Origin of the sequence: Caulobacter segnis (assembly GCF_003243465.1) — a bacterium.
Lineage (GTDB): Bacteria > Pseudomonadota > Alphaproteobacteria > Caulobacterales > Caulobacteraceae > Caulobacter > Caulobacter segnis_A.
The window spans coordinates 25,679-47,833 of sequence record NZ_QFQZ01000010.1; the positions used below are offsets into that span (position 1 = coordinate 25,679).

25 protein-coding genes are annotated in these 22,155 nt (G+C 69.0%); 19 read left to right on the top strand and 6 right to left on the bottom strand.

Translation table 11 applies throughout. The features are described from left to right. Positions 1–17 precede the first annotated feature (17 nt). From DI526_RS05150 to DI526_RS05165, 4 genes are all read left to right on the top strand, one after another. The gene (locus tag DI526_RS05150) at positions 18–431 is read left to right on the top strand and encodes an organic hydroperoxide resistance protein (protein WP_304274915.1); all 414 of its coding nucleotides are present in this window, start codon (positions 18–20) and stop codon (positions 429–431) included. A gap of 99 nt (positions 432–530) precedes the next feature. Beyond that, positions 531–1,286, top strand: coding sequence for a YebC/PmpR family DNA-binding transcriptional regulator (locus tag DI526_RS05155; protein WP_304274917.1), 756 nt, complete (start codon positions 531–533; stop codon positions 1,284–1,286). A 59-nt stretch (positions 1,287–1,345) separates the two neighbouring features. Next, positions 1,346–2,080, top strand: coding sequence for an MgtC/SapB family protein (locus DI526_RS05160; protein WP_304274919.1), 735 nt, complete (start codon positions 1,346–1,348; stop codon positions 2,078–2,080). Positions 2,081–2,129: 49 nt separating this feature from the next. Further along, positions 2,130–3,062 (top strand): nucleoside hydrolase, encoded by a 933-nt coding sequence (locus tag DI526_RS05165; RefSeq protein ID WP_304274922.1) that lies wholly within the window; start codon positions 2,130–2,132, stop codon positions 3,060–3,062. On the opposite strand, the gene DI526_RS05170 is transcribed toward DI526_RS05165, so the two are convergent. The 3 genes from DI526_RS05170 to DI526_RS05180 form a co-directional block, all read right to left on the bottom strand. Continuing rightward, on the bottom strand, positions 3,059–3,463 hold the full coding sequence (locus DI526_RS05170; RefSeq protein WP_304274924.1) for a GFA family protein: 405 nt from the start codon (positions 3,461–3,463) through the stop codon (positions 3,059–3,061). The genes DI526_RS05165 and DI526_RS05170 overlap by 4 nt on opposite strands. A 55-nt stretch (positions 3,464–3,518) precedes the next feature. Next, positions 3,519–3,800, bottom strand: a complete 282-nt coding sequence (locus DI526_RS05175; RefSeq protein ID WP_304274926.1) for a hypothetical protein — start codon at positions 3,798–3,800, stop codon at positions 3,519–3,521. A gap of 62 nt (positions 3,801–3,862) precedes the next feature. Further along, complete coding sequence (locus tag DI526_RS05180; RefSeq protein ID WP_304274929.1) at positions 3,863–4,162, bottom strand: hypothetical protein; 300 nt, start codon at positions 4,160–4,162, stop codon at positions 3,863–3,865. A 102-nt stretch (positions 4,163–4,264) separates the two neighbouring features. On the opposite strand from DI526_RS05180, the gene ruvC reads away from it, so the two are divergent. The 4 genes from ruvC to DI526_RS05200 are packed head-to-tail and all read left to right on the top strand — an operon-like array spanning position 4,265 to position 7,262. Next, positions 4,265–4,786, top strand: a complete 522-nt coding sequence (gene ruvC / locus DI526_RS05185) for a crossover junction endodeoxyribonuclease RuvC (protein WP_304274931.1) — start codon at positions 4,265–4,267, stop codon at positions 4,784–4,786. Beyond that, positions 4,783–5,403 carry a Holliday junction branch migration protein RuvA gene (ruvA, locus tag DI526_RS05190; protein WP_304274934.1) on the top strand — a complete coding sequence of 207 codons (621 nt, stop codon included), beginning with the start codon at positions 4,783–4,785 and terminating at the stop codon, positions 5,401–5,403. Before ruvC ends, ruvA begins: the two co-directional genes overlap by 4 nt. Next, positions 5,400–6,437 (top strand): Holliday junction branch migration DNA helicase RuvB, encoded by a 1,038-nt coding sequence (gene ruvB, locus DI526_RS05195; RefSeq protein ID WP_304274937.1) that lies wholly within the window; start codon positions 5,400–5,402, stop codon positions 6,435–6,437. Before ruvA ends, ruvB begins: the two co-directional genes overlap by 4 nt. 3 nt (positions 6,438–6,440) lie before the next feature. Further along, complete coding sequence (locus DI526_RS05200) at positions 6,441–7,262, top strand: FtsW/RodA/SpoVE family cell cycle protein (RefSeq protein WP_304274939.1); 822 nt, start codon at positions 6,441–6,443, stop codon at positions 7,260–7,262. On the opposite strand, the gene DI526_RS05205 is transcribed toward DI526_RS05200, so the two are convergent. Then, positions 7,259–7,531, bottom strand: a complete 273-nt coding sequence (locus DI526_RS05205) for a type II toxin-antitoxin system RelE/ParE family toxin (RefSeq protein WP_304274942.1) — start codon at positions 7,529–7,531, stop codon at positions 7,259–7,261. The two genes, DI526_RS05200 and DI526_RS05205, sit on opposite strands and share 4 nt — an antisense overlap. Next, positions 7,531–7,707 carry a CopG family transcriptional regulator gene (locus DI526_RS05210; protein ID WP_304274944.1) on the bottom strand — a complete coding sequence of 59 codons (177 nt, stop codon included), beginning with the start codon at positions 7,705–7,707 and terminating at the stop codon, positions 7,531–7,533. Before DI526_RS05210 ends, DI526_RS05205 begins: the two co-directional genes overlap by 1 nt. Before the next feature lie 101 nt (positions 7,708–7,808). Between DI526_RS05210 and ybgC the strand changes: the two genes are divergently transcribed. The 11 genes from ybgC (at position 7,809) to folP (ending at position 19,995) form a co-directional block, all read left to right on the top strand. Continuing rightward, positions 7,809–8,264, top strand: a complete 456-nt coding sequence (gene ybgC, locus DI526_RS05215) for a tol-pal system-associated acyl-CoA thioesterase (protein WP_304274948.1) — start codon at positions 7,809–7,811, stop codon at positions 8,262–8,264. 119 nt (positions 8,265–8,383) lie between these two features. Continuing rightward, positions 8,384–9,076 (top strand): protein TolQ, encoded by a 693-nt coding sequence (gene tolQ, locus DI526_RS05220; protein WP_304274950.1) that lies wholly within the window; start codon positions 8,384–8,386, stop codon positions 9,074–9,076. A 3-nt stretch (positions 9,077–9,079) separates the two neighbouring features. Continuing rightward, complete coding sequence (locus DI526_RS05225; protein ID WP_304274953.1) at positions 9,080–9,601, top strand: biopolymer transporter ExbD; 522 nt, start codon at positions 9,080–9,082, stop codon at positions 9,599–9,601. Positions 9,602–9,608: 7 nt separating this feature from the next. Beyond that, on the top strand, positions 9,609–10,424 hold the full coding sequence (locus tag DI526_RS05230) for an energy transducer TonB (protein WP_304274955.1): 816 nt from the start codon (positions 9,609–9,611) through the stop codon (positions 10,422–10,424). Next, on the top strand, positions 10,424–11,767 hold the full coding sequence (gene tolB / locus DI526_RS05235) for a Tol-Pal system beta propeller repeat protein TolB (RefSeq protein ID WP_304274958.1): 1,344 nt from the start codon (positions 10,424–10,426) through the stop codon (positions 11,765–11,767). The genes DI526_RS05230 and tolB overlap by 1 nt, the downstream gene beginning before the upstream one ends. A gap of 202 nt (positions 11,768–11,969) precedes the next feature. Continuing rightward, complete coding sequence (gene pal, locus DI526_RS05240; RefSeq protein WP_304274961.1) at positions 11,970–12,539, top strand: peptidoglycan-associated lipoprotein Pal; 570 nt, start codon at positions 11,970–11,972, stop codon at positions 12,537–12,539. 165 nt (positions 12,540–12,704) lie between these two features. Continuing rightward, complete coding sequence (gene ybgF, locus DI526_RS05245; RefSeq protein ID WP_304274964.1) at positions 12,705–13,562, top strand: tol-pal system protein YbgF; 858 nt, start codon at positions 12,705–12,707, stop codon at positions 13,560–13,562. 223 nt (positions 13,563–13,785) lie between these two features. Further along, positions 13,786–15,012, top strand: a complete 1,227-nt coding sequence (gene tilS / locus DI526_RS05250; protein WP_304275029.1) for a tRNA lysidine(34) synthetase TilS — start codon at positions 13,786–13,788, stop codon at positions 15,010–15,012. A gap of 34 nt (positions 15,013–15,046) precedes the next feature. Beyond that, positions 15,047–16,927, top strand: coding sequence for an ATP-dependent zinc metalloprotease FtsH (ftsH, locus tag DI526_RS05255; protein ID WP_304274966.1), 1,881 nt, complete (start codon positions 15,047–15,049; stop codon positions 16,925–16,927). Between the two features lie 205 nt (positions 16,928–17,132). Further along, the gene (locus DI526_RS05260) at positions 17,133–19,154 is read left to right on the top strand and encodes a PAS domain-containing sensor histidine kinase (protein WP_304275032.1); all 2,022 of its coding nucleotides are present in this window, start codon (positions 17,133–17,135) and stop codon (positions 19,152–19,154) included. Between the two features lie 10 nt (positions 19,155–19,164). Beyond that, the gene (gene folP, locus DI526_RS05265; protein ID WP_304274969.1) at positions 19,165–19,995 is read left to right on the top strand and encodes a dihydropteroate synthase; all 831 of its coding nucleotides are present in this window, start codon (positions 19,165–19,167) and stop codon (positions 19,993–19,995) included. A gap of 20 nt (positions 19,996–20,015) precedes the next feature. Here folP and DI526_RS05270 read toward each other — a convergent pair whose 3' ends face one another. Beyond that, on the bottom strand, positions 20,016–21,845 hold the full coding sequence (locus tag DI526_RS05270; protein ID WP_304274972.1) for a HAMP domain-containing methyl-accepting chemotaxis protein: 1,830 nt from the start codon (positions 21,843–21,845) through the stop codon (positions 20,016–20,018). Positions 21,846–22,155 lie beyond the last annotated feature (310 nt).

Consider the following 22,155-nt stretch of genomic DNA (forward strand, 5'->3'; position numbering starts at 1 on the left):
AGCCAATGGAGCGCCCCATGACCGACGCCATCTACACCGCCCACGCCCACGCCGTCGGCGGCCGCAACGGGACGGCCAAGTCCGACGACGGCCACCTGGACGTGAAGCTGGCCTTCCCGAAGTCGATGGGCGGCGATGGCAATGGCACCAATCCCGAGCAGCTGTTCGCCGCCGGCTACAGCGCCTGCTTCCTGGGCGCTCTGGGCCTGGTCGCCCGAAACCAGGGTGTCAAGCTGGGCGAGCATAGCCTGGACGCCGAGGTCGACCTGATCCAGGACGAGACCAGCTTCCACGTCGGCGTGCGCCTGAAGCTGAACGCCCCTGAACTGGACCGCGAGACGGCCGAAAAGCTGCTGCACGCCGCCCACGAGGTCTGTCCCTACTCCAAGGCGACGCGCGGCAACGTGCAGGTCGATCTGGAAGTCGCCTAAGGTCGCTTTCGGGCCGGCTTTTGGGCGGGCGGGGTGACAAAGCCCCGCCTCAGGGGCTAAAAGCCCCGCCTCCAATCGTCTTAGAAGCAGAGCCCTTCGATGGCCGGCCACTCGAAATTCAAGAACATCATGCACCGCAAGGGCCGCGCCGACGCCGCGCGGTCCAAGCTGTTCTCCAAGCTGTCGCGGGAAATCACCGTCGCGGCCAAGTCGGGCCTGCCCGATCCGGCCATGAACCCGCGCCTGCGCCTGGCCGTGAACAACGCCAAGGCCGAAAGCCTGCCCAAGGACGTCATCGACCGCGCGATCAAGAAGTCGCAGATGGGCGACGCGGCCGACTACACCGAAATCCGCTACGAGGGCGTGGCCGCCGGCGGGGTCGGGATCATCGTCGAGGTGATGACCGACAACAAGAACCGCGCCGCCGCCAATGTCCGCTCCTACTTCACCAAGATGGGCGGCAACATGGGGGCCACCGGCTCGGTGACCTTCAACTTCGACCGCGTCGGCCAGATCAGCTATCCGGCCAAGACCGCCTCGGAAGACGCCATGATGGAAGCCGCCATCGAGGCCGGCGCCGATGACGTCACCTCGGACATGGACGAGGAAGGCGAGGGCCACACGATCTACACCGCCTTCGAGGACCTCAACGAGGTCGCCGCCGCTCTGGAAGCCAAGTTTGGCTCGGCCGCCAACACCAAGATCGCCTGGCGCCCGAAGATGCAGGTGCCGGTCACCGGCGACAGCGTCGCCACCCTGATGAAGCTGCTCGACATGCTGGACGAGGACGACGACGTGCAGGCCGTCTACTCGAACGAAGACATCAGCGAAGAAGACCTGGCCAAGCTGGGCTGAGGCTCGATTTTGCTTCGATCCTGAACGCCGCGCCGGCTCGCAGTCGGCGCGGCGTTTCCATGTCCGGGATCACGAACCGCTTTCCGGCCGTTACAGCCGGCATGGCCTGGCTGTCCCCTTCAGACTTCCTGCCCATCGCCGGCGCCCTGGCCGCCGGCGCCGTGATCGGGTTCGAGCGTGAGTACCGCGCCCGGCCGGCGGGGCTGCGCACCCATATGCTGGTCAGCCTGGCCTCGGCGTTGCTGATGCTGGCGGCCGTCCACCAGGTGCGGTGGATGAGCGACACGCCGGCGGATGTCCTGCGCATCGATCCTGTCCGCATGGCCCATGGCGTGCTGACCGGGGTCGGCTTCCTCTGCGGCGGCGTGATCTTCCAGCAGGGCGTGTCGGTGCACGGGCTGACGACGGCCGCATCCCTGTGGATAACTTCGGCGATCGGCATGCTGTTCGGTGTGGGCCTCTACGACCTGGCGATCGTCGGCGCCGTGCTGGCGGTGATCACGCTGGGCGCCGCGCGCTGGCTCGACAGAAGCCTGCCCCAAAAGAACTACACCGAGATCAGCGTCCGTTCGCGCCGCGAGACCCCGCTGGACGAGGAGGAGCTGCGCCGCCTCCTGGCCGAGTACGACCTGAAGGGCCAGCGGCTGAACCTCAGGCTCCGCGACGGCGGCGCGGTGTTCGAGCTGGCCGGACCGTTCTCCGGCAAGGGGGCCCTGCGCCTGCGCGAGGTCGCCCATCGGCTGAGGTCCGACCCGCGCGTCGTCGAGTTCGACATCCTCCCGCGCAAGGACTGAAGCATCGCGTCGTCTTCTCGCCGTGATGTCGCGCCGCTACAGTGGCCGGATGGTCCTGAAGGTTCACATCGACACCGACTGCGGCGTGGACGACGCCCTGGCGCTGGCGCTGCTGGCGCGCGCCCGGCAGGCGCTTGAGGTGGTGTCGGTCTCGGCCGTGTTCGGCAACACCTATGTCGACCAGGCGGCGGCCAATGCGCGCGGCGTGCTGCGCCTGGCCGGCTGCGGGGCCGAGGTCTATATCGGCGCGGGATCGGGCCTGGCCAGGCGCCGGGTCGAGCGCATGCGGCCGGCCCACGGCGTCGACGGCCTGAACGGCGCGGGCTTCTCCCAGCGCTGGAAGCTGCCTGAACTGGACCGGGGGCACTCGGCCAACTTCCTGGCCTTCGCCGCGCGACGGAAGGTGACGGGTCTGTTTCTCGGCCCGCTGACCAATCTCGCCAAGGGCCTGCTGGAGGACCCCGCCGCCTTTCGCGACTGGCGCCCAACGATCACGGCCGGCGCTTTCGCGGTGGAAGGCAAGGCGGCCGGCGGCGCCGATTTCAACAGCTGGAGCGATCCCGAAGCCCTCCAGCGCACCTTGGAGGCGGGGGTCATGCCGCGCCTGATGCCGCTGGACGTCAGCCGTCTCGTCCAGGTGACCGCGGACGATCTGGCGCGCGGCGCGGCGTGTTGCGGCTCGCCGCTGTCGACGCGTCTGACCAAGGCGGCCGGCGGCTATATCGCGTTCCACGAGAGCGTTTGGGGCGGCGAGGGTTGCCGCCCGCACGACGCCGTGGCGGCCGCCAGCCTGATCGCGCCGGAGCTCTTCACGTTCGAGCCGGCCCGCCTGCGCGTCGCCGTCGATGGTCCGCGCCTGGGCCGGGTCGAGCGGATCGACGGCGCGCCCAACGCCGAGGTCTGCGTCGGCCTCGACATCGAAGGCGTGCGCCGGTTGATCGTCGGCGGGCTGTTCGGGGCCAAGGCGGTCGAGGCGGCCTAGCCCGGCGGGTTCTGATCAAACTGCATCGCGCCGTCATGGGGGCGATGCCAAGGCGGCGCGCTGGCCATCCACATGTCGGCCTGCACCTTGAAGTCGGAGGCGTTGTCCAGTCCGCCGACCTTGACCGCCACCAGGCTTCGGTTCTTGTCCGGCCGCGAGAAGACATGGACGCCGCAGGTTCCGCAGAAATAGCTTCCGCCGCTGGCTTCGCGGGCCTTGAAGACACGGGGCTGGCCTTGGGTCACCGTCAGGGTGTCGGCGGGAAACACCATGGTCAGGTTCGGCGAGCCGCCCGCCACGTACTGGCAGTCGCGGCAGTGGCAGGCGATGTGGAACATCGGCTCGGCTGAAAGCGCGTAGCGGATTTCGCCGCAGCGGCAGCCGCCGGTTCGCAGGATCATGGCGTCTCTCCCTGGACGGAAGATTGGCCTCATCGGCTGGCGAGCGACAAGCTTTCTAGTGCGGCTGGCCCCACTGGGCCGCGCGTTCGCGAACGAGGTCGCGCATGAACTGGTCGAGATCGGCCAGGCGCTGGTCCATCTCCGAAATCGGCACGCCGTTCCAGATCGCATGGTCGTAGGCCGAGCGCGCCGCCTGCAGGCTCTCGCCGGCCCGGTAGCGCTCGGCGATGTAGAGCGTTTCCAGCAGCTTGGTGGGACGGTCGATCTTCTCGTGCTTCATCGACCAGTAGCTGACCATGTACTCGGTCAGAATGCCTTCGTCCGAGGTGCTGACCATCGGCGTCTCCCTAGCGACTGAGCGCTAGATAGGGGGCGGCGTCGAGCTCGCCAGGGCCTGGATCAAATTCCGCCGCCGGCGGTCCATTCGTCTTCGAACATCGCCGCGGTGATCGGCGTGAGGGTCAGGCGTTCGCCCTCGTGTTCGGCGGCGTGGCCCTCCAGCAGGTTGGCGGCCATGTCGCGGAACGCGCCCTCGACCAGGCTGCCGCCGTACTCGGCCTCGGCGCAGACGCGCCGGCCGTCGGCGAAGACGTCGATCAACCGCGGCACGCCGCCCCGCCCGTCCACCTCGTAGAAGATGGCGACGGGATCCTCGCTCGGCGGATGGGTCCAGTCGCAGCGATAGTGGGAGACGATCATGGGGGCGTTTTTGGTCTCGGCCGCCTCCCGGCGCAAGAGCGCGCCGCGTTTACGAGTCGTTAGGGAAGTCGGGGCTTTTCCTCGGAGGCGGAAGCGAGGAAAGTGCGAGAACACATGATGAACGCGAATCGCACGCCCATCCGCATCCTTGGCCTCGATCCGGGCCTGCGCCGCACCGGCTGGGGGGTGCTGGCGATCGACGGCGCACGGATGAGCCACGTCGCCCACGGGGTCATCGTCCCCGACGAGAAGGCCGACTTCGCCCAGCGCCTGCTGCACCTGTTCGAAGGCCTGACCGCCGTGATCGAGCAGCACCGGCCCGACGAGGCGGCGGTCGAGGAGGTGTTCCTGAACACCAACGCCCAGTCGACGCTGAAGCTCGGCCACGCCCGCGCCGCCGCCCTGATCGCCCCCGCCCGCGCCGGCTTGCCGGTGGCGGAGTACTCCACGCGCTTGGTCAAGAAGGCGGTGGTCGGGACCGGCGCGGCCGACAAGGCGCAGATCGGCTTCATGATCGCCCGTCTGTTGCCGACCGCCGGCAAGACCACGGCCGACTGCGCCGACGCCCTGGCCGTCGCCATCACCCACGCCAACCTGCGCGCCGCCCACCGGAGGGTCGCATGATCGGTCGCCTGAGGGGCGCTGTCGCCGAGGTCGGCGAGGAAGAGGCCCTGATCGACGTCATGGGCGTCGGCTATGTCGTCCGCTGCGGCCACCGCACGCTGCAGCGCCTGCCGGCCCTGGGCGAGGAGGCCCTGCTGCACGTGGAGAGCCAGTGGAGCGAGAGCGCGGGCCTGCGGCTCTACGGGTTCCTGACCCGCGAGGACCGTCGCGCCTTCGTGCTGCTGCAGGCCATCCAGGGCGTCGGGCCCAAGGCGGCCATGGCCGTGCTGGACGTGCTGTCGCCGGCCGAGCTCGCCTCGGCCGTCGCCCGCGAGGACAAGGCCGCGGTCGGCCGCGCCAACGGGGTGGGTCCCAAGCTCGCCCTGCGCATCGTCACCGAGCTGAAGGACAAGCCGATCACCGACGGCCCGGTGCTGATGACCGCGCCCGCCGCCAGCGCCGCGTCCTCCGCCCCCGCCAAGCCCGCCCCGACCGGCGACGCGGTCGCCGCCCTGATGGGCCTGGGCGTGGCCGAGGTGAACGCCCGCCGCGTCGTCGAGGCCGCCGCCGATCGTCTCGGCGAGGAGGCCACCGTGCAGGCCCTGATCAAGGCCGGCCTGCAGGAGCTAGGCCGATGACAAGGGTCATCTCCGGCGAACCCCAGCACGGCGATCTCGCGCCCGCCGACCGCGCCCTGCGGCCCCAGACCCTGGCCGAATTCGTCGGCCAGGAGCAGGCCAAGGGCAATCTTCGCGTCTTCATCGAGGCGGCCAAGGGACGGGGCGAGGCTCTGGACCACGTGCTGCTGTTCGGCCCGCCGGGCCTGGGCAAGACCACTCTGGCCCAGATCATCGCCCGTGAGCTGGGCGTGAACTTCCGCGCCACCTCGGGTCCGGTGCTGAACAAACCCGGCGACCTGGCGGCGATCCTGACCAATCTGGAAGCCAACGACGTCCTGTTCATCGACGAGATCCACCGCCTGTCCTCGAACGTCGAGGAGATCCTCTATCCGGCGATGGAGGACCACGTGCTGGATCTGGTGATCGGCGAGGGGCCCTCGGCGCGTTCGATCCGTATCGATCTGGCGCCCTTCACCCTGGTGGCGGCCACGACCCGGGCGGGGATGCTGGCCACGCCCCTGCGCGACCGCTTCGGCATCCCGGTCCGGCTGGAGTTCTACACGCCCGCCGAGCTGCGCCACGTGCTGCAGCACGCCGCCCGCAAGATGGGGGCGCCGCTGTCCGACGACGGCGCCGACGAGATCGCCAAGCGGGCCCGGGGCACGCCGCGCGTCGCTGGCCGCCTGCTGCGCCGCGTCCGCGACTTCGCCACCGCCGATGGGGCGAGCCTCATCGACCGCAAGGCCGCCGGCATGGCCCTGGCCCGGCTGGAGGTCGACGAGAGCGGCCTCGACAGCCTGGACCGCCGCTACCTCCGCGCTATGATCGAGCACTATGGCGGCGGCCCGGTGGGCGTGGAGACCATCGCCTACGCCATCGCCGAGGCGCGCGACGCGGTCGAGGACGTGATCGAGCCCTATCTGATGCAGCAGGGCTTCATCCAGCGCACACCACGCGGCCGCATGGCCTGCGGCAAGGCCTATCTTCACCTGGGCCTCACCCCGCCCGCCGCCCCGCCGGGGACCGCGCAGGGCGGGCTTTTCGACGAGTAGAGCATGAGCGCCAGCCTTCGTCTTGCCGGCGGGCAAGTCTTGACGACCATGCTGATTTCGCTCGTCGCGATCCACTTCGCGGGCGGCTCGACATCGACGCTCGTGATGCAGAGCGCAGCCGCTCTCGTGGGCGCCGTGGCGGCGTTCGCGGTCGGACGTTGGGGCAGGGAGCCGGGCGTCCTCGGCGCGCGCGCTATCCTCGCCCTGGCCTTCGCGGTCGAGGCCTATGTCCTTCTGGCCGGCGTCTCGATGGAGGGGATACGCCGCTGGATCACCCTGGGGCCGGTCCAACTTCATCCGGCCTCGCTGCTGGCGCCGCTGGTCGCCTGGATCGTCGCGCGACGCCTCGAGCCGATCACGGCCGGGCTGGTCGCCGCGCTGCTCCTGGTGCTGGCCGCCCAACCCGACGCGGCATCGGTCTTGGCCTTGACCCTGGGCGTCGCCGCCGGCGCGGTCGGCGCGCCGTCAAAGCGCGGCCCGGTCGCCTTGGCGGTCCTGGGTCTCGCGTGCGCGGCCTACGCCTTCACCCGCCATGACCCCCTGCCGGCCGTCGCCCATGTCGAGCGGGTCATCCCCAACGCCTTCGCCGCCGCGCCGCTGGTTGGCGTTCTCGCGGGTCTCGCCATGGCGGCCCTGCCGCTGGCCATGCTCTGGCGACGCCGGGAGGCCCAAACCCTGGCCCTGGCCGGCGTCTGGACCGGCTTCGCGCTGGCGAACCTGCTGGGCAACTATCCCGCGCCCGTCCTCGGCGCCGGCGCCTCGCCCCTGCTGGGCTGGCTGCTCTCGATCGGGCTGGCGTCTATAAACCCAGGCGAGAACGACTAACCGTTCTGCCGCGCGCCGTGCCGTATCCGCAGGATGATCACGGCGTCATCACGCACCCTGTAGCGGATCAGATCCGGATGGATGACCGCCAATTCGCGTAAGCCGCCAGACGCTTCGCGACCACGGTCGGGGTGATCCGCCAGACTATCCGCCGCTGTCTGGAGGCGCCGCGCCAGCCGAGCCGCCGCCGGCGCATTGAACGCCGAGACATAGCCGAAGATGCTCCGCAGGTTGCCGACCGCTTCGGCCGTCCAGATGATCAGCCGCACTAGTCGCCGATTTCGGGCGGTGGCAAAGGATCGCCTTGAGCCCACGACGATAGCCAGCGGCTCACCGCCTCATGGCTGATCACGCGGCCTGAGGCGACATCCGCCTCGGCGCGCGCATCGGCCGCCGCCTCGCCTTCGGCGTCGACCTCGTCGAAGATGGCCGGCTCGATCTTCATGTGGAAACGCTGGCGCAAAAGAAGAACATGTCGAGTCGCGCCTAACGTCGTATGCCGAAATGAGGGCTGACGCTCGTCGTCTCAGAGGCTAATCAAGCGCCATGACGACCCCGCCCGAACCGACCGCCGGCGTCTTCGATGGCCGCGAGCATCAGCTGCCCGTGCGCATCTATTACGAGGACACCGACTTCACCGGCATCGTCTATCACGCCAACTACCTGCGCTATCTGGAGCGAGGGCGCAGCGACTTCTTCCGGGCGGTTGGCATCTCGCACAGCGAACTGGCGCAGCAGGACACCGGTTTCGCGGTCATCCGCATGGAGCTGGACTTCAAGCGCGCGGCCAGGATCGACGACGCCCTGGTGGTGCGCACCCTGTACGAGCGTGTCGAAGGCGTCCGGCTGCATGTCAGCCAGCGGATCACGCGCGGCGACGAGACGATCCTGGAGGCCAAGGCGGTCGCGGTCTGCATCAGCCTATCGGGCCGTCCGCGCCGACCGACGGCGGAGATGACCGCCAAGCTGGCGCCCTGGCTGGCCTCATCCGGCGAGGCCTGAAGCGGCGTCCCCATTTTTTCGGATCAATCGACCCGCGTCATAGTTTCACCCAAGCGCCGCTTCATGCCATACGGCGCACCTCTGTCCTGATCAGACGCCCCAACGGAGCCCTATCCCGCATGGACGCCTCGGCCGCCGCCCCGAATTTCTCGTTCTTCGCCCTGTTCATGCAGGCCGACTGGGTCGTCAAAGGCGTGATGATCGGCCTGATCCTGGCCTCGCTGGGGTCGTGGGCCGTGATCATCGACAAGCTCTATCGCTTCACGACCCTGAACCGGGCGGCCGACCGCTTCGAAGAGCAGGTCGGGGGCGGGCGCTCGCTGGAGGATGTGGCGGGCGAGGCCGGCGCCAATCCCGCCCACGCCCTGCCGCGCATGCTGCAGGCGGCGCTGAAGGAATGGCGCGAGGCCAAGACCCGCGCCATGACCGAGAACCAGACGGGCTTTCTGATCGCCCGCATCGACCGGATCCTGGACACCATCATCGCCCGCGAGACCGCCAAGGTCGAAGAGGGGCTCGGGAGCCTGGCCATCGTCGCCACGGCCAGCCCGTTCATCGGCCTGTTCGGCACGGTGTGGGGCATCATGCACGCCTTCCAGAACATCGCCCTGTCGAAGAACACCTCGCTGGCCGTCGTCGCCCCGTCGATCGCCGAAGCCCTGTTCGCCACGGCCGTCGGCCTGATCGCCGCCATCCCGGCCTATATCGCCTACAACAAGTTCTCGACCGACGCGGGCAAGTACGCCGGCCGCCTGGAAGGCTTCGCCGACGACCTGTCGACCGCGATCCAGCGTCGCCTGACCGAGCGCTAAGCCATGGCGATGTCCTCCAACGACGCCTTCGCCACCGGGGGCGGCCGAGGCCGCCGCCGTCGCGGCCGCCGCTCGCGCGGGGCCCTGTCCGAGATCAACGTCACGCCGCTGGTCGACGTGATGCTGGTGCTCTTGATCATCTTCATGATCTCGGCGCCGCTGCTGACCGCCGGTGTTCCGCTGGAGCTGCCCAAGACCGAGGCCGCGGCCCTGCAGAACCAGGAAGAGCCGATCACCGTCTCGATCCGCAAGGACGGCGGCATCTTCGTCGGCGAGACGGAGATCCCGTTCGAGAACCTGGCGCCGCGCATCAGCGCGATCGCCGGCGACGGCTACGACAAGCCGATCTTCGTGCGCGCCGACGGCGGCGCGACCTACCAGGTCGTCGCCCAGGTGATGGCCGGCCTGTCGAACGCTGGCTTCAACAAGATCAACCTGATCACCGAGACGGGCGGCCCGTCCTCGGGCGCGGCCCCGCGCGACGCCAAGCCGGCGGACGCGGGCGACGCGCGGTCGGCGCAGTAGGGGCGGCATGATCGCCCGCCGCGAACAAAAGGTCTCTCCGGCCCTGTTGGCCTCGATCGCGCTGCACGGCGCGGTCGCGGCGCTGATCGCGTTCGGCCTGCCGTGGAAGTCGTCCAAGCCGATCACCATCGGCGAGTCGGTGCCGGTGACCATCGTCACCAATGGTCCGACCAATGTCCGCCCGGCCGAGGAAGCGCCGGTCGAGCAGACCGCCCAGACGCCCGAGCCCGAGCCGCAGGCCACGCCGCAGCCGCCAGCCCCGACACCCGCGCCCACGCCGACGCCTGCGCCCGCGCCGCCGCCCAAGTCGACGCCGGTCCCCAAGCCCACGCCGACACCGACGCCGGCCAAGTCCACGCCTCAACCGAAGAAGAACGACAACGACTTCTTCGCCTCGCTCGAGGCGACGATCGCCAAGACCCAGAAGGCGACCGGCAAGCCGACCTCGAACGCGCCGAAGGGGCCCGCGCGTCAGGAGACCTCGGTCTCCGCCCGGCCCGCCCTGGGCGCGGCCACGGGTCTCTCGGCCGCGGCGCTGGGACGCCTGCAGGGCGAGGTGCAGCAGCGCTGGAACCCCAACTGCGAGGTCGAGGGCGGCGCCAACGTCAATGTCCGCGTGGTCTTCGTGATCGGCCCGGGCGGCCGCGTCGTCGGCCAGCCGGAGTCGCCGGGCACGTCATCGCCCGACCCGGTGGTCAAGGCCGCCTCGGACCGCGCCATCCGCGCGCTGTTCGCCGCCTCGCCGTTCGCCTACCTGCCGCCCGATCTGTACGGTCAGAAAATCGCCCTGAACTTCAACGCAAAACAGGCCTGTTCGCGTTGATGTCCGGAAGGAACAAGAAGGAGACCCCGATGCGTCAAGCTTGGAAGGGAATGCGGGCCCTGTTGCTGATGGTCGCCGCCCTGACGAGCGGCGCGGCCTTCGTCACGCCGGCCGCCGCGCAGATCGAGGTCGACATCAACGCCGGCGCGGTCAAGCCGCTGCCCATCGCCATTCCCGCCTTCTCGGGCGCGACGCGCGGCGCCGAGATCGCCCAGGTCATCAGCGGCAATCTCGAGCGCTCGGGCCTGTTCCAGCCGCTGAACGTTTCGGGCGTTCCGGACAAGCTGGCCGACGTCAACATCCAGCCGCGCTTCCCCGACTGGCAGGCCACGGGCGCCCAGGCGCTGATCAACGGCCAGGTCACGGTCGGCCCCGACGGCGGCCTGCGCGTCGACTTCCGCCTGTGGGACGTGTTCAGCCAGCAGCAGCTGCTCGGCCTGCAGTTTTCCTCGACGCCGGATAACTGGCGGCGGGTCGCTCACAAGATCAGCGACGCCGTCTATGAGCGGCTGACCGGCGAGAAGGGCTATTTCGACACCCGCGTGGCGTTCGTCGCCGAGAGCGGTCCCAAGCTGAACCGCATCAAGCGCCTGGCGATCATGGACCAGGACGGCGCCAACCCGCAGTACCTGACCGACGGCTCGTACATCGTCATGACGCCGCGCTTTAGCTCCACCAGCCAGGAGCTGACCTACATGGCCCTGCGGCCGACGGGCTCGTCGATCTACCTGCTGAACCTTGAGACCAGCCGCCAGGAGACGGTCGGCAAGTTCCCCGGCATGGTGTTCGCCCCGCGCTTCTCGCCGGACGGCGGCAAGGTGGCCTTCTCGGTCGAGAAGAACGGCAACAGCGATATCTATGTGATGGACCTGCGCAGCCGCGCGACCACCCGCATCACCACCGATCCGGCCATCGACACCTCGCCCTCGTTCTCGCCGGACGGGACGAAGATCGTGTTCAACTCCGACCGGGGCGGCCAGGCGCAGCTCTATGTGATGAACACCGACGGCACCGGCGTGCGCCGGATCTCGTACGGCGGGGGCCGCTACACCACGCCAGTCTGGAGCCCGCGCGGGGACTTCATCGCCTTCACCAAGCAGACGGGCGGCGAGTTCCACATCGGCGTCATGCGCGCCGACGGCAGCGACGAGCGCCTGCTGACCACCAGCTATCTCGACGAAGGCCCGACCTGGGCCCCGAACGGGCGCGTGCTGATGTTCTTCCGCGAGAGCTCGGCCGGCAATCCAAAGCTCTGGACGGTGGACATCACCGGCCGGATCCTGCGGCCGGCCGCCTATAGCGGTTCGGGGTCCGACCCCGCCTGGTCGCCGCTTTTAGACTGACAAATTGACAGCCGGCGCAACCTTAGCCTTGCGAGCGCGTTCCCTGGCCACTAACTCGGTCATAGTCCCCATCGAAATGGCTTCAGGCGAAGACTTTCGGCGTCATCTGGCGGACTTCTGACGTCATTGTGAGGTATGGGCAGGCATTTAGCGGCCCATGTCCCGCAGGTCGCAGGTATGGATCAGGTCCAGAGTTGTTGAATTGAGGAGAAACTGGATGAGCTTCGACCCCCAGCGCGCCGCTAGACTGGCGCTCGTCGGCCTGGCCGCCGCCTCGCTCGCCGCCTGCGCTTCGCGTCCGAAGCCCCAGCCGGTCGCGCCGACGCCCCCGGCGCCGCCGCCGGCCCAGGAACCCGCTCCCTACACCCCGCCGCCGGCCCCGCCGGTCGCTCAGGGCCCGCTGCCGGGCTCGGTGCAGGACTTTGTCGTCAATGTCGGCGACCGGGTCTATTTCGACACCGACGAGTATTCGGTCCGCGCCGACGCCCAGCCGGTTCTGGCCGGTCAGGCCCAGTGGCTGAACCGCTATCCGGCCGTGAAGGTCCGCATCGAAGGCAACGCCGACGAACGCGGCACCCGCGAGTACAACCTGGCCCTCGGCGCCCGCCGCGCCAACGCCGTCCGCGATTTCCTGATCGCCCAGGGCGTTTCGGCCTCGCGCATCGAGACGATCTCGTTCGGCAAGGAAAAGCCGATCGACGCCGGCTCGACCGAAGAGGCCTGGGCCAAGAACCGGAACGGCCACACGGCCATCACGGACGGCGCCCGCTAAGCGCTGAGCTAAAATGGGGCGGCCTTCCTTGGAATGGCCGCCCTAAATTTTTCCGGAATGGAAAAATTTAGGTTTCAATCTGGGGCGCGGCAGCCGCCGAAACCGGCGTCCACTTTCGGCTGCCGCGCCCTAGTTTTGTCCGCGTCCTACCGGTAAATCACGGTCATGAAGCTCAAATCCGCCCTGCTCGCCGTTCTGTTCGCCTCCAGCGCCGCCGTGGCCATGGCCCAGACCCCGTTGCCGGAAGCCGATCCGCTGGACGACCGCTCGGCCAAGCGCGTGGAGCGGATGGAGAAGGTGGTCCGCGAGCTGCGCGCGATCGTCTTCCAGGGCAGGGACACCGGCAAGCCCGTGGTGGTCCAGCCGGCCGAGACCGACGCCCAGATCGCCGCCCTGAACGACCGGGTCACCGACCTGGAGCAGACCCTGACCAAGCTGAACGGCCAGAACGAGACCGTCACCTTCGAGCTCACCAAGGCCAACCGGGCCGCGGCCGAGCAGAAGGCCCGCGCCGACGCGCTGGAACAGCGCCTGGCCGCCATCGAGAAGACCTTGGCCGACCTGCAGGCCGCAGCCGCCGCGCAGGCCGCCGCTCCCGCCGCCGGCGCCGCGATCGCGCCGCCGCCTCCGCCCCCGGCCGATCCGGCCGTCGCCTTTAAGCAGGCCCGGCAGATCATGCTCGATGGCGACTACGCCAACGCCGAGCAGGCCTTCGCGACCTACGTCGCCAACTATCCGGACAGCGCCAAGACACCGGAGGCCCGCTACTGGCTGGGCGAGACGCTGTTCGTGCGCGAAGCCTATACCGACGCCGCCGCGGCCTATATCGGCGCGATCCGCGGCTGGCCGCAGACGGCCTGGGCGCCGGACGCGACCCTGAAGCTGGCCCGTTCGATGGTGGCGCTGAAGAAGAGCGCCGAGGCTTGCCGCACCCTGGACGAGCTGGCCAAGCGCTATCCGAAGGCCTCCGCGCAGGTCACCTCGCGCGCGGCCTCGACCCGCGTCGCGGCGAAGTGTTCGTAGCGTAAGATGAACCCCTCTCTCTTGGAGAGAGGGGGGACCCATCGCACGGCGATGGGAGGGTGAGAGGTTATACTCTCGCCGATCTAGGCTCAGGCGAACGCCGATGATGAAGGGCTAGGATTGTCCGGTGGATGGTGAAACCTCTCACCCTCCCACCGCCTCCGGCGGCGGGCCCCTCCCTCTCTCTAGGAGAGAGGGTTTTCTTGGCGCCTTCGATCGCCGTCTGGAGGCCCTGTCCAAAGCCCCGCTGGCCGTTGGCTTTTCCGGCGGCGGGGACTCCTTGTTCCTGCTGAAGGCGACGCTGGACTGGGCGAAATCGTGTGGCCGGCGCGTGTTGGCGCTGGTCGTCGATCACCAACTGCAGGCGGATAGCGCGCGCTGGACCGCCGAGGCGCTTGCCAGGGCCAAGGCCTTGGGCGCCGAGGCGCAGGCGCTGGCCTGGATCGGCCCGAAGCCTGTAACGGGTCTTCCCGCCGCCGCCCGCCGGGCCCGCCATGCCCTGCTGGCGGGCGCCGCGCGTGAGGCCGGCGCCTCGGTCCTGCTGCTCGGCCACACGGCCAGCGACCTCGCGGAGGCCGCCGCCATGCGCGCTGAAGGCTCGACGGTCCCCGATCCTCGGCAATGGGCGCCATCGCCGGTCTGGCCCGAGGGGCGCGACGTCTTCCTGCTGCGGCCGCTGCTGTCCCTGACGCGCGTCGAGATCCGGGATGCGCTCGCCGCCGAGGGCGAGACCTGGCTCGACGATCCGGCCAATGCCGATCTCCGCTACGCCCGCGCCCGCGCCCGGGCCGGCGGGGCTGACGGGGCGGTATTGGAGCCGGAAGCGGCGAGGCCGCCTCCGGTGTTCGCGGTCGATGACGCCGGCGCCCTTCGACTGTCCCGCGACGCCGCCGCCGCCCACCTCGCCGCCGCCCTGCTCTGCGCCGCAGGGACCGAGCGCCCTCCGCGCGGCGAGCGACTAGAGCGCCTGGTCCGGCGGCTGCGAGGCGGTGAGACCTTCACCGCCACGCTCGCCGGGGCCCGGATCGAGGCGCGAGACGAGGTGCTGATCTGCCGCGACGCCGGCGAGACCGCGCGCGGCGGCCTAGCGTCGCTGACCCTGGCGCCGGGCGAGACCGGTGTCTGGGACGGGCGATGGGAGATCGTCGCCGGCGTATCGTCTGTGACCGTCTGCGCCTTGCAGGGGCACGCCTCGCGCCTGTCGCCCGCGCAACGCCAGAGCCTGGCCAAGCTGCCCGCCGCGGTCCGGCCCAGCTTGCCCCTGCTCCTGCGGCATGGCGCGGCGCCGTGTTCGCCCGCGCTTGACGGGCCTTCTTTTGCAGCCGAAGGGGGAGGGCGTGCGCGTCTGCTCGTTGGCGGTCGGTTCGAGGCCGCGGTCGGCCTTTACGACCAAGAATCCGTGACCAGATGTCACGTACGTGGCGCAAGCGCTCGCGAGCCCTTATCTTGAGGGGCGAAGACCTATCGTTGGGAAGACAACGCGTATGAATTTTCGGAACGCAGCCATCTGGCTGGTGATCGTGGCGGCCCTGATGGGCGTGTTCTTCGTGAGCCAGAACGCGCGCACCAAGGGCGGCGGCGAGATCAGCTACTCGCAGCTGCTCAAGCAGGTCGACGCCGGACAGATCAAGTCGGCCGAGATCTCGGGCCAGGTCGTGCAGGCCAAGGACGCCAGCGGCAAGGTGCTGACGGTCAACGCCCCGATGGACTCCGACGAGCTGGTCAACCGCATGGTGGCCAAGAACGCCGACGTGAAGTTCAAGAGCGGCTCGATCAGCTTCCTGGCCATCCTGGTCCAGCTGCTGCCGATCCTGCTGGTCGTGGGCGTGTGGCTATTCTTCATGCGCCAGATGCAGGGCGGGGCGAAGGGCGCCATGGGCTTTGGCAAGTCCAAGGCCCGGCTGCTGACCGAGAACAAGAACCGCATCACGTTCGAAGACGTCGCCGGCGTCGACGAGGCCAAGGAAGAGCTGCAGGAGGTCGTCGACTTCCTGAAGGACCCGGCCAAGTTCCAGCGCCTGGGCGGCAAGATCCCGAAGGGCGCCCTGCTGGTCGGCCCTCCCGGCACCGGCAAGACCCTGATCGCCCGCGCGGTGGCGGGTGAGGCCGGCGTGCCGTTCTTCACCATCTCCGGTTCGGATTTCGTCGAGATGTTCGTCGGCGTCGGCGCCAGCCGCGTGCGCGACATGTTCGAGCAGGCCAAGAAGAACGCCCCCTGCATCATCTTCATCGACGAAATCGACGCCGTCGGCCGCCATCGCGGCGCGGGCCTGGGCGGCGGCAACGACGAGCGCGAGCAGACCCTGAACCAGCTGCTGGTCGAGATGGACGGCTTCGAGGCCAACGAAGGCATCATCCTGATCGCCGCCACCAACCGTCCGGACGTCCTGGACCCGGCCCTGCTGCGTCCGGGCCGCTTCGACCGTCAGGTCGTGGTGCCCAACCCCGACGTCGCCGGCCGGGAGAAGATCATCCGCGTGCACATGAAGAACGTGCCGCTGGCCGCCGATGTCGACGTCAAGACGCTGGCGCGTGGCACCCCGGGCTTCTCGGGCGCCGATCTGGCCAACCTGGTCAACGAAGCCGCCCTGATGGCCGCTCGCAAGAACCGCCGCATGGTCACCATGAGCGACTTCGAGCAGGCCAAGGACAAGGTCATGATGGGCGCCGAGCGCCGCTCGATGGCCATGAACGAGGAAGAAAAGAAGCTGACGGCCTATCATGAGGGCGGCCACGCCATCGTGGCCCTGAACGTCCCGCTGGCCGACCCGGTGCACAAGGCCACCATCGTACCGCGCGGCCGGGCCCTGGGCATGGTCATGCAGCTGCCGGAAGGCGACCGCTACTCGATGAAGTACCAGCAGATGACCAGCCGCCTGGCCATCATGATGGGCGGTCGCGTGGCCGAGGAGCTGATCTTCGGCAAGGAGAACATCACCTCCGGCGCCAGCAGCGACATCAAGGCCGCCACGGATCTCGCCCGCAACATGGTCACCCGCTGGGGCTATTCCGACGCCCTGGGCACGGTGGCCTATGGCGACAATCAGGACGAGGTGTTCCTGGGCCACTCGGTCGCGCGCACCCAGAACGTCTCGGAAGAAACCGCCCGGCTGATCGACAGCGAGGTCAAGCGCCTGGTGCAGTTCGGCCTGGACGAGGCTCGCCGCATCCTCACCGAGAAGATCGAGGACCTGCACACCCTGGGCAAGGCGCTGCTGGAGTACGAGACCCTCTCGGGCGAGGAGATCGCCGGCGTGCTGAAGGGCGTCCCCCCGAAGCGCGAAGAGGAAGAGACCAAGGAGACGATCGTGGCCCCGTCGCTGGTGCCGCTGTCTCCGGGCGCGGGCGCCAGCGTCACCGCCTGACGTCGCTGAGACTTCCAGGGATCAAGCCGGCTCGAAAGGGCCGGCTTTTTTCTTGTCCCGCTGAAACCCGTTCGCAACAGGAGCGTTGGAGCTTAACCGCAAGTTCGCGGTCCGGGGCGCACGCAGGCCAATGGTCACTACGCTTGACGACGACAGGGCCAGCGAAGTCGGTCTTGCCCGTGGCTTCCTGACGCGCGGCGGCCAGATGGGCGCGGCGATCGCAGCCGGGGACTGGACCAGCACCGGACTGCCGCCGCCGAAGGCCTGGCCCGCGGCCTTGAAAGTCGCCGCTGGCATGATGCTGGCCTCGCCCATTCCGTCGTTCCTGGCCTGGGGCGAAGCCGCCGCGACCCTGCACAACGACGCAGCCCGCGCCATGCTGGACCTGCCCAACGCCCTGGGCCGTCCTTTTGTCGAGGCGCTGCCGATTCCCCAGGCCGCCGAACTCTTGGCGCGGGGACGCGCGGGGGAAAGCGTCGTGCTCGAGAATGTCTCCTTCACCCGGGCGGGCGAGGAGGCCTGGTGCAACCTGCTGGCCTCGCCGGTCCGAGACGAGGACGGGGTGGTCCAGGGCGTTCTGGTCCACTGCAACGACATCACCGCCCGGGTCCTGCAAGACCAGGCGCGGCTGGCCAAGGAGCGCCGCTATCGCGCCCTGTTCGAGTCGATGGACGAGGGCTTCTGCGTCATCGAATTCTTCGACGGCCCGCACGGGCCCGACAGCGACTACATCCACATCATGGCCAACGCCGCCTATGAGCGGCACGCGGGCATTCCCAATGTCGTCGGCCAGACGCTGCGCGAGATGGTCCCCGCCGAGGCCGACGCCTGGGTCGCGCGCTACGGCGCTGTGCTACGCACCGGCGTTCCCATCCGCTTCGAACAGGAGCTGGTGGCGACGGGACGCCACCTGTCGCTGTCGTCGTTCCGCATCGAGCCGCCGGAGCTGAAACAGGTGGCCGTACTCTTCCAGGACGTCACCGACCGCAAGCGCGCCGAGGCCGAGCTGCGCCATCTGAACGAGACTCTGGAGGCCCGCGTGACCGAGGCCCTGGCCGAGCGCGAGCGGACCGAGGAGGAGCTGCGCCAGGCCCAGAAGATGGAGGCGGTCGGCCAGCTGACCGGCGGCCTGGCTCACGACTTCAACAACCTGCTGGCCGGCATCTCGGGCGCCTTCGAGATGATCGGAACGCGGCTGGCCCAGGGCCGGACCGGCGACGTCGAGCGCTATCTGGGCGCGGGGCAAGGCGCGGCGCGGCGTGCGGCGGCCCTGACCCATCGCCTGCTGGCCTTCTCGCGTCGCCAGACCCTCGCGCCCCGGGCCGTGGTGATCAACCGGCTGATGGCCGATTTCGTCGAACTGGTCCGCCGCACCGTGGGCCCGTCGATCGACGTGGAGATGGTGGCGGCCGCCGGCTTGTGGCCGACCCTGGTCGACGCCAACCAGCTCGAAAACGCCTTGCTGAACCTCTGCATCAATGCGCGCGACGCCATGCCGGACGGCGGGCGGATCACGATCGAGACCGGCAACCGCTGGCTGGACGAGCGCACCGCCCGCGAGCACGGCCTGGAGTCCGGCCAGTACGTCTCGGTCTGCGTCAGCGACACCGGCTCGGGCATCGACAAGGCGACGCTGGAGCGGGTGTTCGACCCCTTCTTCACCACCAAGCCGATCGGCCAGGGGACGGGCCTGGGCCTGTCGATGGTCTACGGCTTCGCCCGCCAGTCGAACGGCCATGTGCGGATCTATTCCGAGGTGGGCCAGGGCACGATGGTCTGCCTCTACCTGCCCCGGCACCTGGGCGACGAGGACGAGGATCCGATACTGGCCAGCCCGGACGCGGCGCCCGCCCACGCCGACCAGACGGTGCTGGTGGTCGATGACGAGCCGACCGTGCGGATGCTGGTGGTCGACGCCCTGAGCGAGCTGGGCTACGCCGTTCTGGAGGCGCAGGACGGCGCGGCCGGCCTGCGCATCCTCCAGAGCGAACGACGCATCGACCTGTTGATCACCGATGTCGGCCTGCCGGGTGGGCTGAACGGCCGCCAGGTGGCCGACGCGGCGCGGGCCCTGCGTCCCGAGTTGAAGGTCCTGTTCATCACCGGCTATGCGGAGAACGCCGTGCTGAACCACGGCCATATCGAGCACGGCATGGAGGTGCTGACCAAGCCGTTCGCCGTCGGCGACCTGACCGGACGCATCGACCGGATGCTGTGCGAGGGGTAAAAGCCCGGCCATGAGCCTCGCCGCCCGTCCCGCCGCTCCGCGCCCCCAGGTGATGGGGATCGTCAATGTCACGCCCGACAGCTTCTCGGACGGCGGCCGGTTCTTCGATCCGGCGGAAGGGATCGAACACGCGCGGCGGCTGATCGCCCAGGGCGCGGACCTCCTCGACATCGGCGGCGAGAGCACCCGGCCTGGCGCGACGCCCGTCTCGGCCTTCGAGGAGATCCGGCGGGTGGTTCCGGTGATCGAGGCGGTTCGCGCGGCCAGCGCGGTCCCGATCTCGATCGACACCATGAAGCCCGAGGTCGCCCGCGCGGCGGTCAAGGCGGGGGCGACGATCTGGAACGACGTCAGCGCCCTGCGCTTTTCGCCCGACGCGCCCGAGGTCGCCGCCGCGCTGGGCTGCGAGGTCGTGCTCATGCATATGCTGGGCGAGCCCGGGACCATGCAGGACGCCCCGCGCTATGACGACGTCGTCGCCGAGGTCGAGGCCTTCCTGCTGGCTCGCGCCTTCACCGCCATGGCCGCGGGCGTCGCCAAGGAGAAGATCTGGCTCGATCCCGGCATCGGCTTTGGCAAGACCGCCGAGCACAACCTCGCCCTGCTGGCGGCCCTGCCGCGGTTCGTGGCCCTGGGCTATCCGATCCTGCTGGGCGCCAGCCGCAAGCGCTTCATCGCCAGCGTCGATCCTTCGGCGCGCGAGGCGGACGATCGCCTGGGCGGCTCGCTCGCCGCGCATCTGGCCGCCGCCGCCGCGGGCGTGGCGGCGGTCCGGGTCCATGACGTGCGCGAGACGGTCCAGGCCCTGGCGGTCCAGGCGGCGATCGCCGGAGCGCGGTAGGCCCCGCGCCCCTTCAAGGGCTAGAAGCCCGACGCCCGCTTGGTGACCCCGCCGGCGACCTGGTCGTCGTTGGCGATCTGGAACTGGCCGACGAGGCGCGTCAGTTCGGCGCCTTCGCCGCTCAGGCTGGCGGCCGCGGCCGTGGCCTCTTCGACCATGGCGGCGTTCTGCTGGGTGACCTGGTCCATCTGGTTCACGGCGGCGTTGACCTCGGACAGGCTGTTGGCCTGGTCCTGAGCGCTGGCGGCGATTTCCTTGATCAGGCTGTCGATGTGGCTGACCTTGTCGACGATGCCTTGCAGCGCTTCGCCCGTGCTGGTCACCAGCTTGGCGCCCTGGTCGACCTGCGAGCTGCTGTCGGAGATCAGCTGCTTGATCTCCTTGGCGGCCTCGGCCGAGCGCTGGGCCAGGGCCCGGACCTCCTGGGCGACGACGGCGAAGCCCTTGCCCGCCTCGCCCGCCCGAGCGGCTTCGACGCCGGCGTTCAGGGCCAGGAGGTTGGTCTGGAAGGCGATCTCGTCGATCACGCCGATGATCTGGCTGATCTGGCCCGAGCTTTCCTCGATCTGGGCCATGGCCGCCACCGCCTGGCGCATGATCTCGCCCGACTGCTGAGCGTCGACGCGGGCGCCGGAGGCGGCTTTAGAAGCTTCATTGGCGCCTTGGGCGCTGCGCTTGACCCGCCCGACCACTTCCGAAAGCGCCGCGGCGGTTTCCTCGATGCTGGCGGCCTGCTGCTCGGTGCGGCGCGACAGGTCGTTAGAGGCTTCGGAGATCTCGGCCGCGCCGCCGCGCACGCCTTCGGCGGCCGTGCGGATCGCGGTCATGGCGGTGCGCAGGCTCTGGGCGGCGGCGTTGAAGTCGTCCTTGATCTGGCGGTACTGGCCGGGGAAGTCGGCCTGGATCGAGGTCGTCGGGTCACCCTTGGCCAGGCGGCCCAGGCTCTGGGCCAGGGTCTGGACGATCATGGTCTGCTCGGCCTCGAGCGCGCGGCGCTGGGCGTCGTTGCGGGCGCGCTCGGCCTCGTTCTCGGCGCGGGCGGCCTCGATCTCGGCGGCGGCCTCGCGGGCCTTGATGCCGTTGTCCTTGAAGATCTGCACGGCCTTGGCCATCAGGCCGACTTCGTCGCGACGGGCTTGCCCCTGCACCTCGACGCTGAGATCGCCATTGGCCAGCTTTTCCATGCGACCGGCCAGGGCTTGCAGCGGACGGGTGATCTTGAAGATCGCCATCCAGGCCGCGGCGGCGCCGCCCACCACGATCGCCACCATCATGAGGCCGAACAGCGTGGCCATGTCGAAGCGCGATTCATTGGACAGATTCGCGCTTTGCGCCGCGATATCCTTGGTCAGGCTGTTGTTTCGCCGCTTGATTTCGGTGCTCAGCTTGACGACGTCCTTGTCGTAGCCGCGCAGCAGCGCCTTGGCGCTCTCGTCGTCGTTGCTCAGCCCGGCTTCCATGACGGCCTGCCCCGTCCCGGTCAGGGCGTTGAGTTTCGGCATGATCGAGTCGACGAAGGCGGCCTGGGCCGGATCGATCTGCTTGGCCTTCGCCGCCGCCGTATTGATTTCCTTGACCGCGTCGGCGCCCGCCTTGGCCGCGGCCTTCGCCTCCGCCGACGCGCCGTCATAGACGAGGGTGCGATAAGCCGCATAGCTCAGCTTGTTCAGCGAGCGGTTGATCCGCACGAGCTCCACGGCGGCCGGGGCGCGGTGGTCGGTCAGTTCTGAATAGGCCGTGTCGACCTTCATGATCTGAAGCACGCCGAAGATGGCGCCGCCGAGCGCGAGAACGGCCATCAGGCCGATCACGGTCATGATCTTGGTCAGCAGTTTCAGGTTGTCGATCATCGGCGCGAGCTCACACGCAGGAGGAAAGGTTATGCTGGAGCTTGCGGGGGGGGGCGTTTAGGTCGAGGTTAACGAAGTCGATATGCGGCAATATGACCCATGTATAGAAATCAGTCGGAAAGGCATGAAGACTTTAGAATTCGCCCTAATATCTGTCTCGTGTGAGCGGTATCAAAGTAAAAAGCAAATATCATATTATTCGCATATCGAAAAGTTTATCGATTAATGTCTACGAAGCCGGGGGAAATCCTAAATAAGGAATATTCTACTAGGATCTTGCGGCGGTGTGGCTGCTTTTAAAGATCGGTGC